Here is a 12705-nt window from a genome sequence, read left to right as displayed (position 1 = left end):
GGGAGCGACAGATGCGTCCACGCACCGTTGTGGTGTTCGCGCTCGGCCTGGTGCTCCTCGTCACCGGCTGCGGCGGCCCGGGCAAGACCCCGCAGAAGGTCGCCGCCCCGCCGTCGGCCTCGGCCGTGCCGAAACCGACCCCCAGCCCGAAACCGAAGCCCACCCGCACCACCCCGCCGGCCAAGCCGAAGCTGCGGCCGCTGCCCAAGAAGCTCCCGGCCGGGCTGCACCGGCGCAGCGGGAGCCCCGGGGTAGCGCTCACCTTCGACGACGGGCCGGACCCGCGCTACACGCCGCAGATTCTGGCCCAGCTCCGGGCGGCCCACGTCACCGCGACGTTCTGTGTGGTCGGCCGGCAGGCCAAGCGCCACCCGGAGCTGGTGGCCCAGATCGTCCGCGAGGGTCACCAGCTCTGCAACCACAGCTGGCGGCACGACGTGGACCTCGGCCGGCGCCCGCTCGCCGAGATCCGGGCCGACCTGGAACGCACGAACCGGGCCATCCACGCCGCCGCGCCGAACGCGCCGATCACCTGGTTCCGGCAGCCCGGCGGCCGGTGGACGGCCGAGGAACTCACCGTCGCCCGGCAGCTGGGGCTGCGTCCGCTGCACTGGAGCGTGGACCCGCAGGACTGGGACCACCCGCCGGCCAAGAAGATCATCAAGCGGGTGGAGTCGGCCAGCCACCACGGATCGGTCGTGCTGATGCACGACGCAGGCGGCGACCGGACCCAGACGATGGCCGCCTGCCGGCACCTGATCCCGGATCTCAAGCGGCGGTACGGCATCGTCCGGCTGCGGTGAAACCGCCACTGAGCTGGAGCTTCTCCCGACGATGCGCCTGCTGCCATACCGGTTTGGTCGTCCGAGGAGGCATGGCATATGCTTCTCATGCCTCCGGCGGGGCCGGATGGGAGCAAGTCCGCTTGAAGTTGCGAGTGTGCAATGATGGCGGGGCCGCCCTCATCGTCTAGCGGCCCAGGACGCCGCCCTTTCAAGGCGGTAGCACGGGTTCGAATCCCGTTGGGGGCACGATCCGGCTCACGCCGGTTGCAACACCAGCCAGGTCCTGTGGAGCAGTTGGAGTGCTCGCCGCCCTGTCAAGGCGGAGGTCGCGGGTTCAAGTCCCGTCAGGACCGCAAGCGCAGAACGCCGCGCACATCATGCGCGGCGTTCTGCGTATCGGCCCGTGCGGTAGCATGTGCCGAGCACCACGGCCAGGTAGCTCAGTTGGTACGAGCGTCCGACTGAAAATCGGAAGGTCGGCGGTTCGACCCCGCCCCTGGCCACATAGCCTTTCGCCGGGCTACAGAGATCCCCACCAGCCGAAACGCCGGTGGGGATCTTGCTGTATCCGCTCAGGAGCAGCAGGCGCCTTCCGCCGCCTTCTCCCGCTGCGGCGAGTCGGCCTTCACCGTGTAGACCTCCCACGGCTCGTCGCCCGGCCCGCGCACCCAGACCTTGTCCTGGAGCGCGTAGCAGCACTCGGTGTCGTTCTCCTCGAGCGTGATCAGACCGGCGCCGGTGAGGCGGCCGGTGGCGGCGGTCACCTCGTCGGTGCTGGCGACCTCGACGCCGAGGTGGTCCATGACGGTGGGCCGGCCGGCCTCGCCTTCGAGGAGCACGAGCTTCAGCGGCGGGTTCTCGACGGCGAAGTTGGCGTAGCCGGGGCGGCGCTTCGCCGGCTCGACGCCGAACAGCTTGCTGTAGAAGGCCACGGAGCCCTCGAGGTCGGACACGCGCAGGGCGAGCTGGACGCGGGACATGACGTCTCCTTGTCTAGATGGTTTTCGAAGCAGCCCCCACGTTGCACCCTGTTTTGAAATCTGTCAACCTAGAGGCATGTCGAAACAAGCGCTGCCGGTCGTGGATCTCCACGCGGTCGCCTGCTGCCCGCCGATCGCCGCCCGGCCGCTGGACGCCGACCAGGCCGCAGTGGTGGCGCCGATGTTCAAGGCCCTCGGCGACCCGGTCCGGTTGCGGTTGATGTCGATGATCGCCTCGGTGCCGGAGATCTGCGTGTGCGACCTGACCCCGGCGTTCGACCTGTCCGGGCCGACCGTCTCGCACCATCTCAAGGTGCTGCGGGACGCCGGCCTGGTCGACTCGGAGCGGCGCGGAACCTGGGTCTGGTACCGGGTACGGCCCGAGGCGTTCCGCCGGCTCGGTGCGCTGTTGGAGATCGGCCACTCGTGACCCTCACCCTGCCTCGGCGGGCCACCGCGGAGTTCACCGGCACCGCGCTGCTCGTCGCCGCCGTCGTCGGTTCCGGCATCGCCGCCACCACGCTCTCCCCGACCGACGTGGGGCTCCAACTCCTGGAGAACGCGATCGCCACCGCGCTGGCGCTGGGCGCGCTGATCCTGACCTTCGGCCCGGTGTCCGGCGCGCACTTCAACCCGGTCGTCTCCGCGGTCGACTGGTGGCTCGGCCGCCGGGCCGGCACGGGACTCGACACGCGGGAGCTGGCCGCGTACGTCGTCGCCCAGCTCGCCGGCGCGATCACCGGCACGGTCCTGGCCCACCTGATGTTCGGCCTGCCCGCCGCGGCGTGGTCCCGCACCGGGCGCGGCGGCGGCCACCTGTGGTTGGCCGAGGTGGTTGCCACCGCCGGCCTGGTCCTGCTGGTCTTCGCCCTCGCCCGCTCCGGCCGGGCCTCCGCCGCGCCGGCCGCGGTGGGCGCCTGGATCGGGGCCGCCTACTGGTTCACCTCGTCGACCTCGTTCGCCAACCCCGCGGTCACGGTCGGCCGGGCGTTCACCGACACGTTCGCGGGCATCGCCCCGGCCTCGGTGCCCGGCTTCGTCGCCGCTCAACTCGCCGGCGGCCTGGTCGCCGTCGCCGCCCTCGCCGCCTGGTACCCACGCGCCGCCGACACCGCCGACGACGTGGTGATGCCGCACCTCACCCGGGAGACCGAACTCCGATGAAGAAGCCCAGCGTGCTGTTCGTCTGCGTCCACAACGCCGGCCGCTCCCAGATGGCCGCCGCGTGGCTCCGCCACCTCGCCGGCGACCGCGTCGAGGTCCGCTCGGCCGGCAGCGAGCCGGCCGAGGGCATCAACCCGGTCGCGGTCGAGGCCATGCGTGAGGTCGGCATCGACATCACCGGCCAGACGCCCGCGCGTCTCACCTGGGACGCGGCCGAGGCCAGCGACGTGATCGTCACCATGGGCTGCGGCGACGCCTGCCCGGTCTTCCCGGGAAAACGGTACGAGGACTGGCAGCTCACCGATCCTGCCGGCCAGCCCCTGGACGTGGTCCGGCAGGTGCGCGACGAGATCCGGCAGCGCGTCGTCGAGCTGCTCGCCGGGCAGCGGGACGGCTGACGCGGAACGCTCAGCTGTACGGCGAGTTCTGGCCGTTCCGCCACACCTCGCCCTGGGCGCCGTGTCGCTCCGCCGCGTGCCGCCCCTGGTCGGCTCGCGCCGCCTGGGCCGCGGCCGCGTCCTCCGGGGAGGACAGCCGTCGCCGATCCCGCCGGCCCACGACGACGAACGGGCCGATCATCGTCCGCGATTCTCTCGCCCTGCACCTCTTGCGATCCTTAGCTTTGCAATGCAAACCTGTTTGCATACAGTAGCCAGCTTCCAGGAGGAGCCATGTCGTCCGAATCCCTGTCACCCGGCGAGGACAGCCCGCAGGAACTGCTCGCCTCGGTGACCGCCCTCCGACGACGGGCGCGCGCCGCGCGCCAGGCCTACTGGTTCCCGCTCCTGCTGTTCGGCCTGCTGACCGTCACGGCCGGACCGCTCTACGTCGAGTCGACGGAGCCCGCCGCGCTGCGCGCCGGCCCGGGCACTCCCGCCCTGACCGGCCTCGGCGGCCACTTCCTGGAGCAGTCCGCCGCGTTGGGCTGGTACTGGCTGGCCGCGCTCGTCGGCGGCTACCTGCTCAGCCTCGCCTGGTACCGGCGACACGGCCGGCGGGCCGGCGTGCAGACCCCGACCCGGGCGTACGTCATCGCCGGCATCGCCGGCACCCTGGTCGGCGTCGCGCTCCCCGTCGTACTGGAATTTCTGCTCTTCAACACGGCTGTGGGAAGCTCGGGCGCCACCCGATGGCTGGTCGGACCGCTGCTCGGCACCGCGAATCGCGGGATGTTGCCGCACCTCGTGATCGCCCTCGGCCTGGCGGTCCTCGCCCACCTGGAACGCAGCGGGCGTCTGTGGATCGTGGTCGGTCTCTACACCGCTGCGCTGGTCGCGGTGAACGCCTGGTTCCAGGTCGCCGACCTGCAACCGGGAGACCTTCACCGGTTCAGCTTCATGCTGGCGGCCCTGCTCCCGGCACCCGTCCTGCTGATCGGCGGGGGTGTCGCGCTCGCCACCACGAAGCAGCAGCACAATGGGTACGCGTGAGCACCGAGGACGGCCCCCGCACCGCGCCGGCGTACCCGACGAACGGACTCGACGACACCGTCCACCAGCGGCACCGGCTCGGGATCCTCACCATCGCCGCGGAGAGCGAACGCGTGGAGGTCGCCTATCTCCGGGGGGCTCTCGAACTCACCGCGGGCAACCTGTCCCGGCACCTCACCGTGCTGGAGGAGGCGAACCTGATCCAGGTGGAGAAGGGCTACCACGGTCGCCGCCCGAGAACCTGGATCCGGATCACCCAGGAGGGACGCCGAGCCCTACTCGCCGAGATCACCGCTCTCCAGGAACTGCTTCGTCGCCATGGGCGGACGGCTCCCGACGCGGAGACGGGTTGACAGACCCAAGGGGTCGGGTGGAACGGCAGGAGCCGGGGTCAGCGCCCCGGGCGCTGTTGGCGGTGCTGACTCATGCCACCCTGAATCGCCTCCCACACGCTCCGGCCCGCCTGCCGCAGGGTCTGCCCTGCCTGCCCGGCCAGCTGCGCCGCCCCGGCACCGGACTCGACCTCATCCGCGGACCGAGCACCTCCACCGGACTCGGCGGCGCCGCCCGATGCCTCACCGTCAGGCGCACCACCGCCACCCGTTCCGGAACCGACGCCGTCGGCGGACCCGGGACCACGCTCCCCCTCGGCCGCCCGCACCGTCCCGGGAGGCTCTCCCGCGGAGGTTGCGCCCGGATCCGCCCCGGCGGGTGCGCGCCGCTCGACCTCACCGCCGGCCACCTCCGGCACGACCCGGTCGACCACCTCACCGGCGTCGGCGGTGCGGTGGACGGCCGGCCCGGCGACCTGCCCGGCCACCCGGTGCACGTCGTCGACCGTGGCCCCGACCGACCGGGCCAGCGCGTCGATCAGCTCGGGATTGCGGTCGATGGTGGTCAACGCCCGATCCAGGATCTGCACCAGCTTCTCCAGGCGTACCTTCAGCAGGGCCTCGGCCCGGACGCCGGTGATGTCCAGCTCGACGCCCTCCAGGTGCACCCGGACGCCGGCGTCGAGCTGGAGCAGGTTGGCCAGCCGGGCGCGCAGCGAGAGGTCCGCGTCCAACCCGTCGACCGCCAGCCGGATCTCGTCGACCGACAGTTCCGGCACGTCGAGCAGGACGTCCGGCTCCGTCTCGGCCGCGCCTGCGGCGGCGAGTCGCCGCTCCTCGGTCGGCTCCCGCGCCCGTTCGGTGGCTCCGTTGTCGCTCATGCTCCCGCTCCCCCGTCGGCCGGTCCGGATCAGCGGCGGTTACCCGCTTTCCGGTGGGGCATCCGCCGGCCCTCGGCACCCGCCGGTGAGGGCAGGTGGGACTGTCGGGAACCGGGGTTCCCGGTGTCCGGAAGCGGGCGAAACCAAAGCTGCACAGCGAGACATCAGCCGGTATGGTCCGGGCTTATGGGACAGGAGATGGCCGATCAGGAAGAGGTCCGGCAGGAGTTCGACCGATTCTCCCTCCGCAGCAGCCTCCTCGTCCCGGCGTCCGGCGAGCGGGCGTACGCGGTCTTCACCGGCGCGCTCGCCGACTGGTGGGTCCGCGAATACACCTGGTCCGGGCCGGAGGCGCTGGCCGGGCTCGGCATGGAACCGCGGGCCGGCGGCATGCTCTACGAGATCGGCCCGTACGGCTTCCGCAACGACTGGGGTCGCGTGCTGACCTGGGATCCGCCCCGGCGGCTGGTCTTCACCTGGCAGATCGGGCCGGACCGGGTCCCGGTGCCGGATCCGGCGCGGGCCAGCGAGGTGGAGGTGCTCTTCCACCCCGAGGGCGCCGAGGCGACCCGGGTGGACGTCGAACACCGCTACTTCGACCGGCACGGCACGGCCGCCGAGGGCTACCGCGAGGCGCTCACCGCCGGCTGGCACGAACTGCTCTGCCGTTATCTGGCGACGGTCACCCGCACCACCGACTGACCCCGCCACCGGAGCGGGCACGGGCGCGCCGGCTCAGCCGGAGATGCCCCGGCTCGACGCCGTACCGGTCAGACCGGGGTCGCCCAGGTCGGCGCGCCGGCCGGCGGCGGCGCCCGGGCCGAATCCTCCGCCGGCGAGCCGGCGACGCGGGGCGGTACGCAGTCGCGGGTACACCTCGGCGAGCCGGCGCTGGACGCGGTCGGAGCGGTCGGCCAGCACCAGCGCCACCGAGGGCGCGCCGGCTTCGGCGACCGCGCCGGCCTCGGCCGCGCGCAGCCGCTCGGCGACCACCTGGGCGAAGCCGGCCAGCCAGGTGCGCCGGAACGCGGCCGGGTGCTCGCCGACCGGCACGGCCGCCCCGGCCAGCCCGTGCGCGGCCTGCACCAGCAGCGAGGTGAACAGCACCTCGACGCGTTCCAGGTCGCTGGCGAAGCCGAACAGGTGCATCGCGAAACCGGTGCCCTCCCGGCGGCGTACGCAGCGGCAGCGCAGCGGGTCGGCGACGGCGGCGAGCAGGCCGGCCTTGTCCCGGGCGTACGGGGCGATCACCTCGACCACCCGGTCGCCGACCGGGTCGGCGGTCGGTTCGCGGGCGGCGAGCAGCGCCCGGTCGACGCCGTAGCGGGCGATCAGCTCGGTGGCCTTGGCCATGAAGGTCGCCGACTCGGCGGGGGTGCAGGCCGGGTCCTCGGCCTGGGCGAGCAGCTTGCGTACCTTGCTGAGCATCGCCTCGGACATCCGTCAGGGGTATCACAACGCGGCGCGCGGGCTGTCAGCCCTCCCGGCTGCGCAGCGTGGCGATGGTCGAGCCGGCGAGCGTGAGCAGGCAGTCGGGCAACAGCCCGTCGGCGGCCGCCGCGCCGAACAGCGCCTCGCCGGTGTCGGCGTCGTCGTTGGCGTACGCGCTGACGAAGCGGGCCACCCAGCGGGTGTCGTAGTCGGCCTGGTCGATGCCGGGGAAGTCGAGCGCGGCGGCGCCCGCGGGGGCGTCGTCGCCGAGCATGGTGGCGGCCAGACACCAGGCCACCCCGTACGCCCCGGCCAGCCCGGACCGGTCGACGACCGCGTCGAAGGCGCCGACGACGCCGGCACCGTCGCCGGCCAACGCCGAACGGAGCACGGCGGTCGCGTCGTCGAGCGTCTGCTCTGCGTCGTCGGTCACCTGCGGAACAGTAGCGGCGAGGGTCAAGCGGTGACCCGTAACCGGGCCGACGATCACCCAGGGTGATACCCGCAGTCGGCGTCCCGACGGAGCCAGGTCCACAGTCCCACGTGCCGCGCGGGCACGCTAATGTGCGCAGCGGACCTTCGCCGGAGGAAGGACGACCATGCTTGGAAATCGCACGTCGCGCGCGGCCCTGTCCACGGCCTGCGCGGTGCTCCTGCTCGCTACCAGCGCCTGCGGGAGCGACGAGCCGAAGGACGCGGGCACCACCCAGGTCCGCCTCTACGGCACCGACGGCAACATGCAGAACTCCTTCGCCGCGGAACTCAAGGACCGGGCGAGTCTCGTCAACGGCATGAAGGGCACCACCCCGCTCACGCCGCTGCCGGAGAGCTTCAAGGAACGGCTACGCAACGTAGATCCGAAGCTGAACGACTTCCTCTACGCCGCCGAGTCGTACGACGCCGTGGTGATCAGCGCACTGGCGACCCAGCTCGCCGGCACCACCGCGCCGCGCGAGATCGCCCAGCAGATCGTCGGGGTGACCGCCGGCGGCCAGCGCTGCGACGAGGTGGCGGCCTGCCTCCAGCTCGCCCGCGCCGGTCAGGACCTGGAATACCGGGGCGTGTCGCTGACCCGGGCCGGTTTCACCGACACCGGCGAGCCGGCCACCGCGAGCTACGGCACGTTGCACTTCGACAACCAGCAGCTCGACGACGGGAAGACCGAGTTCGTCGGCGCCGGCGAGGAGTCGGGCGCGAGCAGCAAGGCCCCGCCGCGCGGCCGCAAGGCCCGCGGGAAGGCGAAGGACGCGCCGCTGGTGATGGGCGGCCTGCTGCCGAAGACCGGTGACCTGGCGTTGGCGTACCCGCCGATGGCCGCCGCGGTCACGCTCGCGCTCAACGAGATCAACGCCGCCGGTGGGGTGCTCGGCGAGCCGGTGAAGTTCATCGAGGGCGACGACGGCACCAACCCGGCGGTGGCCAAGGCGACGGTGGCCGCGCACGTCGGCCAGGGTGTCTCGATCATCATCGGTGCCGGCGCGTCCGGCATCTCCCGGGCCGTGCTGCCGGACGTGGTGGCCGCCGGACGGATTCTCTTCTCGCCGTCGAACACCGACGCCGGGCTGAGCGCCGTCGACGACAAGGGCCTCTACTTCCGCACCGCGCCGCCGGACAGCCTCCAGGGCCGCGCGCTGGCGGACGTGATGCTGCGGGACGGGCCGCGCAAGATCGTGCTGCTGGCGCGCAAGGACTCCTACGGCGAGGGCCTCCAGGAGAACGTCCGCGCCGAGCTGGAGAAGGCGGGGGTCGGTGCGGACCGGCTCAAGCTGCTCACCTACACGCCGCCGGCCGACCCGAAGACGCCCGTCGACTTCACCGGCATCGCCCAGGAGATCAAGAGCTTCGGCCCGGAGGCGGTGCTGGTGATCGGCTTCGGTGAGTCGGCGCGGGCGATCACCGCGCTGGCCGACGCCGGGGTGCAGATCCGGAGCTGAGCCGCCAGGCATCGAGGGCCGCACCGGGGGATCCGGTGCGGCCCTCGCCGTGGTGGTTCAGCGCGGCCGGCGGCGCTCCAGGAACTCGGTCATCCGCCGGTGCTTCTCCTCGTCCTCGAAGAGCACCGCCTGGCTCAGCAGGTCGAGCTGCGGGTGCGCGGCCGGTGGCGCGTCCACCGCCAGCTTGGTCAGGCGCAGCGCCAGCGACGAGCCCTTGGCCATCTCGTCGAGCAGGCCGTGGGCGGTGGGCAGCAGCTCCGCCGGCTCGGCCACCACCCGGTTCACCAGGCCGATCCGCAGCGCCTCCTCCGCGTCCACCCGCCGGCCGGTGAAGAGCAGCTCCTTGGCCCGGGCCTCGCCGATCAACGCCGGCAGCCGGTAGGTCGCGCCGGCGCCGGCCAGGATGCCCAACCGCACCTCGGGCTGACCGAAGACCGCCCGGTCCGTGCACACCCGAAGATCGCAGGCGTACGCCAGCTCGGCGCCGCCGCCCAGCGCCGGGCCGTCGACGGCCGCCACGGTGGGCAACGGGAGCGCCCGGATCCGGGCGAACACGCCCTGGTTGATGGCGGCCAGCGCGTCCAGCCGGCCGCGCTCGCGCAGTTGGGCGATGTCCGCGCCGCCGGCGAAGATGCCCGCGGTCCCGCCGGTGAGCAGCATCAGCCGGGGCCGCGCCTCCAGCTCGGCGCAGACGGCGTGCAGCTCGCCGACCAGGTCGGCGTCGATCGCGTTGCGCTTCTCCGGCCGGTCCAGCGTGACCACGAGCCGGTCCGGCAACTCCTCGATCCGCAGCCCGCTCACTTCTTCGTGCCGCCTTCCCAGGTGTAGAAGCCCTGCCCGGACTTCTTGCCGAGCTGTCCGGCGGCGACCATCTCCACCAGCAGCGGCGGCGGCGCGAACCGGTCCCCGTACGCGGCTTGGAGGGTGCGCGCGATGTCGAGCCGGACGTCCAGTCCGACCAGGTCGGTCAGCTCCAGCGGGCCGACCGGGTGCCGGTAGCCGAGCACCATCGCCTTGTCGATGTCGGCCGGCGCGGCCACCCCGTCGGCCACCATCCGGATCGCCTCCAGGCCGAGCGTGACGCCGAGCCGGGAGGTGGCGAAGCCGGGCATGTCGCGTACCACGACGGGGTCCTTGCCCAGCCGCGCGGCGAGCGCGACGGCCGCCTCGGTGGTGGCCGGCGCGGTGGCCGGGCCGACCACGACCTCGAGCAGCGTCATCGCCCAGACCGGGTTGAAGAAGTGCAGCCCGAGGAAGTCCGCCGGGCGCGCCAGCCCGTCGGCCAGCTCGGCGATCGGGATGCTCGACGTGTTGCTGCCCAGCAGCGCCGGCCGCCGGCCCTCGGCCTGCCGCAGCACGGCCCGCTTGAGGTCGAGGCGCTCGGGCACCGCCTCCACGAGCACGTCCGGCCCCTCGGCCACCTCGGCCAGGCCGGTCCGCAGGGTCACCCGGACCCGGTTGGCGGTGGCCGCCTCCGCGGTCAGCTTGCCCCGCCCCACGGCGCGGTCCCACAGCTCGCCGAGGCGCCGGACGGCGTCGGCGCCCCGGTCGGGGTCGACCTCGACCAGCTCGACCGCGTACCCGGCGCCGGCCGCCACGTACGCGATGCCGAGGCCCATGGTGCCGGCCCCGACGACCACAAAACGACCACTCATCGCTGCCCTCTCGTCGCTACCGGTGGCGCGCGGGGTCTCCGCCGTGCCGGGCCGGCCGCTCGCTCGATCCTGGATGCGACCCTATGCAGGGCGGGACCGCCGGGCATGCGTGGGGGCCGGCCGGACGGGGTAAAGACCGCCGTCAACGCCGAAGGAAGGAACGAGATGAGCCAGGCACCGGAGAGCGCGCAGGGCACCGAGACGGTCGAGACGCGCGGTGACGAGCGGGTGGACCTGCTTCGGGCGGACACCAACAACGACGGCAAGACCGACGTGTGGGTGGTGGACACCGACGGCGACGGCAAGGCCGACCTGTTCCAGTTCGACACCGACGGCGACGGCAAGGTGGACATCACCATGGTCGACATCGACGAGGACGGCACGCCGGACGAGGTGGTCGACGGCGACGGCGGCCTCCCGCCCGAGGAGACCGCGCCCACCGTCCAGGTCTGAGATGTAAGGCGGGGGCCCTTCTTATCGCCTACGCGATAGGAGGGGCCCCTTCCTAACGCCTGAGCGCGAGCGTGGCGAGATAGTAGGGGTGGTCGGTGGTGTCCACGTCGGTGAGTCGCCACGGCGAGCCGTGGACCAGCTCGGCGAACTCGTCGGGCGAGCACACCAGGTAGTCGAACCACTCGGTGCCGAGCAGCCGGTAGCGCAGCCGCAGCCGCAACTGCCCGCCCAGCCGGCCCCGCCGCCGGTTCGCCTCGTGATAGGCGGTGTGCACCGGGTCGGTGGTGCCGTACGGGTCGGTGCCGTGCGCGATCACCCGCGCGCCGGGCCGGGCCAGCGCGGCGAGCGCGGCCAGCAGCGCGGGGGCGCGCTCGCGTCCCTCGAACAGGCCCAGGTTGTTGCCGAGCAGCAGGAACGTGTCGTAGCGCCGGCCGTCGGCGACGTGCTCGTCGACCGTCGCGTGCACCAGTTCGCGTACGCCCCGGTGACGGCTGACCCGCAGCGCGCCGAGCGAGGTGTCCAGGCCGGTGACCGGCACGCCGCGCTCCTGCAGGCGCAACGCGATCCGGCCGGCGCCGACCCCGACGTCGAGCACGTGCCCGTGCACCCGGTCCACCGCCCGGTGGTCGTGCGGCTGCCACCGCTCGGGCGGATCCAGGTAGTGACCGGCCGGCGCGCCGTTGACCAGCCCGTCGTCCCGTTCGATGATCTCGATGACCGGGCGCGGCAGCCGCCCGCCGGCCATCGGTCGGGGTCCGACGCCGGTGGCCACCGCGTACGCGTCGCGGATCATCTCGCCGAAGACGTCGCCGATCGTGGGCTCGGAGGTCATGGGAGCACGCTATCCGGGCTCGCGGGCGCGGTCGCGGCCGTATCCTGGGCGGCGTGACCGACCTGGATCGCCTCGCGGCGGAGAAGTACGTCCTGCTCACCACGTTCCGCAAGGACGGTCGGGCGGTGCCGACGCCGGTGTGGGCGGTGCGCGACGGCGACGCGCTGGCGGTGTGGACGGTGTCCGACTCCGGCAAGGTGAAGCGGATCCGGCGCGACGGCCGGGTCACGGTGGCCCCGTGCGACGTGCGCGGCCGGCCGCACGGGGAGGCGGTGCCCGGACACGCCACCATCGACGATCCGGAGAGCACCCGCCGGGTGCGGGGGTTGCTGAAGCACAAGTACCGGCTGATCGGCCGGTTGAGCCTGCTGGGCAGTCGACTGCGTCGGGGGGAGAGCGGCACGGTGGGGCTGCGGATCGTGTTGGACGGAGCAACCCCCGGGCATGATTAAGGGCGGTGGCCCGTCGGCCGACCGCCCCTGATCGAAAAGCTGGAAAACTCCGGTCCGTCAGTCTCCCTGACGCTGCTGGGGGATCTGCCCCTGCAGCAGGGCCCGTACCTCCGACTCGCGGTAACGGCGGTGGCCGCCCAGGGTCCGGATGGCGCTGAGCTTGCCAGCCTTGGCCCACCGGGTCACCGTCTTCGGGTCGACTCGGAACATCGACGCCACCTCGGCCGGTGTGAGTAGCGGCTCTGGTTCGTGCGTTCGCGATGCCATCGGGGTCACTCCTCCACATGTATAGACATCGGCCGGGGTCCCGCCGGCCGACGCGTCTCCCATGGTCCGGCTAGTCCCCGATGTCCGACATGGGCCGAACGGCTGAAGG

At 72.9% G+C, this 12705-nt stretch carries 19 protein-coding genes and 3 tRNA genes; 13 read left to right on the top strand and 9 right to left on the bottom strand.

From position 1 onward, the window contains the following. The first annotated feature begins 11 nt into the window (after positions 1-11). The 4 genes from GA0070213_RS12820 (at position 12) to GA0070213_RS12805 (ending at position 1288) form a co-directional block, all read left to right on the top strand. Entirely contained in the window at positions 12-803 is a 792-nt protein-coding gene (locus GA0070213_RS12820) for a polysaccharide deacetylase family protein (RefSeq protein WP_091062257.1), read from the top strand. A 155-nt stretch (positions 804-958) separates the two neighbouring features. Further along, positions 959-1031 (top strand) — tRNA-Glu (locus GA0070213_RS12815). A gap of 33 nt (positions 1032-1064) precedes the next feature. After that, positions 1065-1138, top strand: a tRNA-Asp gene (locus tag GA0070213_RS12810). Positions 1139-1214: 76 nt separating this feature from the next. Continuing rightward, a tRNA-Phe gene (locus GA0070213_RS12805) sits at positions 1215-1288 on the top strand. 69 nt (positions 1289-1357) lie between these two features. On the opposite strand, the gene GA0070213_RS12800 is transcribed toward GA0070213_RS12805, so the two are convergent. After that, positions 1358-1765: an ArsI/CadI family heavy metal resistance metalloenzyme gene (locus GA0070213_RS12800; protein WP_091062255.1), complete on the bottom strand. Its 408-nt coding sequence runs from the start codon at positions 1763-1765 to the stop codon at positions 1358-1360. Positions 1766-1841: 76 nt separating this feature from the next. On the opposite strand from GA0070213_RS12800, the gene GA0070213_RS12795 reads away from it, so the two are divergent. The 3 genes from GA0070213_RS12795 to GA0070213_RS12785 are packed head-to-tail and all read left to right on the top strand — an operon-like array spanning position 1842 to position 3327. Further along, the gene (locus GA0070213_RS12795; protein ID WP_091062253.1) at positions 1842-2195 is read left to right on the top strand and encodes an ArsR/SmtB family transcription factor; all 354 of its coding nucleotides are present in this window, start codon (positions 1842-1844) and stop codon (positions 2193-2195) included. Continuing rightward, positions 2192-2929 carry an aquaporin gene (locus GA0070213_RS12790; protein ID WP_091062250.1) on the top strand — a complete coding sequence of 246 codons (738 nt, stop codon included), beginning with the start codon at positions 2192-2194 and terminating at the stop codon, positions 2927-2929. Before GA0070213_RS12795 ends, GA0070213_RS12790 begins: the two co-directional genes overlap by 4 nt. Beyond that, on the top strand, positions 2926-3327 hold the full coding sequence (locus GA0070213_RS12785; RefSeq protein ID WP_091062248.1) for an arsenate reductase ArsC: 402 nt from the start codon (positions 2926-2928) through the stop codon (positions 3325-3327). Before GA0070213_RS12790 ends, GA0070213_RS12785 begins: the two co-directional genes overlap by 4 nt. A gap of 10 nt (positions 3328-3337) precedes the next feature. Here GA0070213_RS12785 and GA0070213_RS31505 read toward each other — a convergent pair whose 3' ends face one another. Further along, complete coding sequence (locus tag GA0070213_RS31505; RefSeq protein WP_175441313.1) at positions 3338-3508, bottom strand: hypothetical protein; 171 nt, start codon at positions 3506-3508, stop codon at positions 3338-3340. A gap of 92 nt (positions 3509-3600) precedes the next feature. On the opposite strand from GA0070213_RS31505, the gene GA0070213_RS12780 reads away from it, so the two are divergent. Further along, positions 3601-4359, top strand: a complete 759-nt coding sequence (locus GA0070213_RS12780) for a hypothetical protein (protein WP_091062246.1) — start codon at positions 3601-3603, stop codon at positions 4357-4359. Beyond that, positions 4356-4712 (top strand): winged helix-turn-helix domain-containing protein, encoded by a 357-nt coding sequence (locus tag GA0070213_RS12775; RefSeq protein WP_091062245.1) that lies wholly within the window; start codon positions 4356-4358, stop codon positions 4710-4712. Before GA0070213_RS12780 ends, GA0070213_RS12775 begins: the two co-directional genes overlap by 4 nt. Positions 4713-4750: 38 nt before the next feature. Here the strand turns inward: GA0070213_RS12775 and GA0070213_RS12770 are convergent, their stop codons facing one another. Then, positions 4751-5572 carry a hypothetical protein gene (locus GA0070213_RS12770; RefSeq protein ID WP_091062243.1) on the bottom strand — a complete coding sequence of 274 codons (822 nt, stop codon included), beginning with the start codon at positions 5570-5572 and terminating at the stop codon, positions 4751-4753. Positions 5573-5758: 186 nt separating this feature from the next. Between GA0070213_RS12770 and GA0070213_RS12765 the strand changes: the two genes are divergently transcribed. Continuing rightward, complete coding sequence (locus GA0070213_RS12765; RefSeq protein ID WP_091062242.1) at positions 5759-6274, top strand: SRPBCC family protein; 516 nt, start codon at positions 5759-5761, stop codon at positions 6272-6274. A 33-nt stretch (positions 6275-6307) separates the two neighbouring features. On the opposite strand, the gene GA0070213_RS12760 is transcribed toward GA0070213_RS12765, so the two are convergent. Continuing rightward, on the bottom strand, positions 6308-7012 hold the full coding sequence (locus GA0070213_RS12760; protein ID WP_091062240.1) for a DUF2786 domain-containing protein: 705 nt from the start codon (positions 7010-7012) through the stop codon (positions 6308-6310). A gap of 34 nt (positions 7013-7046) precedes the next feature. Next, positions 7047-7436, bottom strand: a complete 390-nt coding sequence (locus GA0070213_RS12755) for a hypothetical protein (RefSeq protein ID WP_091062238.1) — start codon at positions 7434-7436, stop codon at positions 7047-7049. A gap of 166 nt (positions 7437-7602) precedes the next feature. Between GA0070213_RS12755 and GA0070213_RS12750 the strand changes: the two genes are divergently transcribed. Beyond that, entirely contained in the window at positions 7603-8937 is a 1335-nt protein-coding gene (locus GA0070213_RS12750; protein ID WP_091062236.1) for an ABC transporter substrate-binding protein, read from the top strand. 57 nt (positions 8938-8994) lie between these two features. Here the strand turns inward: GA0070213_RS12750 and GA0070213_RS12745 are convergent, their stop codons facing one another. Beyond that, complete coding sequence (locus GA0070213_RS12745) at positions 8995-9738, bottom strand: enoyl-CoA hydratase/isomerase family protein (protein ID WP_091062235.1); 744 nt, start codon at positions 9736-9738, stop codon at positions 8995-8997. Then, positions 9735-10592, bottom strand: a complete 858-nt coding sequence (locus GA0070213_RS12740) for a 3-hydroxyacyl-CoA dehydrogenase family protein (RefSeq protein WP_091062233.1) — start codon at positions 10590-10592, stop codon at positions 9735-9737. Before GA0070213_RS12740 ends, GA0070213_RS12745 begins: the two co-directional genes overlap by 4 nt. A gap of 165 nt (positions 10593-10757) precedes the next feature. Here GA0070213_RS12740 and GA0070213_RS12735 point away from each other — a divergent pair, with 165 nt between their 5' ends. Further along, on the top strand, positions 10758-11045 hold the full coding sequence (locus GA0070213_RS12735; protein ID WP_091062231.1) for a hypothetical protein: 288 nt from the start codon (positions 10758-10760) through the stop codon (positions 11043-11045). A 52-nt stretch (positions 11046-11097) separates the two neighbouring features. Here the strand turns inward: GA0070213_RS12735 and GA0070213_RS12730 are convergent, their stop codons facing one another. Continuing rightward, positions 11098-11877: a class I SAM-dependent methyltransferase gene (locus GA0070213_RS12730; protein WP_091062229.1), complete on the bottom strand. Its 780-nt coding sequence runs from the start codon at positions 11875-11877 to the stop codon at positions 11098-11100. A 53-nt stretch (positions 11878-11930) separates the two neighbouring features. On the opposite strand from GA0070213_RS12730, the gene GA0070213_RS12725 reads away from it, so the two are divergent. Further along, positions 11931-12329: a PPOX class F420-dependent oxidoreductase gene (locus GA0070213_RS12725; RefSeq protein WP_091062227.1), complete on the top strand. Its 399-nt coding sequence runs from the start codon at positions 11931-11933 to the stop codon at positions 12327-12329. Between the two features lie 57 nt (positions 12330-12386). Here the strand turns inward: GA0070213_RS12725 and GA0070213_RS12720 are convergent, their stop codons facing one another. Beyond that, positions 12387-12596 carry a BldC family transcriptional regulator gene (locus GA0070213_RS12720; protein WP_007073996.1) on the bottom strand — a complete coding sequence of 70 codons (210 nt, stop codon included), beginning with the start codon at positions 12594-12596 and terminating at the stop codon, positions 12387-12389. Between the last annotated feature and the right edge of the window lie 109 nt (positions 12597-12705).

The sequence above is a fragment of the Micromonospora humi genome (genome assembly GCF_900090105.1).
Lineage (GTDB): Bacteria > Actinomycetota > Actinomycetes > Mycobacteriales > Micromonosporaceae > Micromonospora > Micromonospora humi.
This window is presented reverse-complemented; position numbering and strand designations above follow the sequence as displayed.